The sequence below is a fragment of the Streptomyces boluensis genome (genome assembly GCF_009908195.1).
Lineage (GTDB): Bacteria > Actinomycetota > Actinomycetes > Streptomycetales > Streptomycetaceae > Streptomyces > Streptomyces boluensis.
The window spans coordinates 1-1,034 of the sequence record NZ_JAAAHS010000739.1 but is presented as its reverse complement, the minus strand read 5'-3'; the positions used below and the strand labels follow the sequence as shown (position 1 = coordinate 1,034).

1 protein-coding gene is annotated in these 1,034 nt (G+C 70.3%); it reads left to right on the top strand.

Going from position 1 to position 1,034, the window contains the following annotated elements:
- Nucleotides 1–957: sialidase family protein (locus GUY60_RS37835; protein WP_161706021.1), on the top strand; the 957-nt coding region annotated here is incomplete at its 5' end.
- Nucleotides 958–1,034: the final 77 nt, after the last annotated feature.

Here is a 1,034-nt window from a genome sequence, read left to right as displayed (position 1 = left end):
GTCGTGAAGCGGTCCACGGACGGGGGTTGTACGTGGGGGCCGTTGAGCGTGGTCGCCGCGGGAGGTGGGGACACGCGGGGCAACCCCGCACCCGTTGTCGACCCGCGCACCGGCCGGGTCGTGCTCGTCACCTCGTACAACAGCGGGCAGGTCACCGAGGCGCAGATCATGCGCGGGGAGGCCACGGCCGAGCAGAGCCGGCGGGTGTTCACGCAGTCCAGCGGGGACGACGGGCGGACCTTCTCGCGGCCTCGTGACATCACCGCCGACGTGAAGCCCGCGCACTGGCGCTGGTACGCGACCGGGCCGGGGCACGCGGTCGCCCTGACGCGCGGGCCGCACGCGGGGCGGCTCGTCGTACCGGCCAACCATTCGACGGCGCCGCCCGCCGGGTCGTCCGACACCGGCCAGGAGGCCAAGTATTACGGTGCGCACGCGCTGTACTCCGACAATGGGGGCCGCAGCTGGGAGTTGGGGTTCGTGGAGGCGGCGTACGAGGGTGTCGACAACGCGAACGAGTCGATCGCGGCCGAACTGCCCGATGGGCGGCTGTACTTCAGTGCGCGGGATCAGAACGGGGTGAGTGTGGGGAATCGGCTCGATTCTTATTCCAGCGACGGTGCGGAGAGTCTGGATCGGCCATATCAGGTGCAGGCCACGCTGTCCGAGGTGCCGGTGGTGCAGGCCAGTGTGCTCCAACTCGCGGGCCCGCGCGGTGGGTTGCTGTTCTCCGGCCCGTCCGTGCCGACTGCTCGGCAGGCTATGGCGGTGTGGCGGAGCGACGATTCGGGCCGGACTTTCCGGAAGGTCCTTGCGGTGTCGGAGCTTCGGGCTGCGTACTCGGATCTTGTGCAGGTCGACCGGGGCGCGGTCGGGTTGCTGTACGAGACGGGCGTCTCGGGGCCGTACGAGCGGATTGAGTTCCGGCGGCTCGCTGTGGAGGAGTTGGGTGGGTAGCGCCTGCGGCGGGCTTTATCCCCTCCCCGCCCCTTCCCGAAAGTCCTCGCCGGACGGGCCTCCTCAATCGCCGGAGG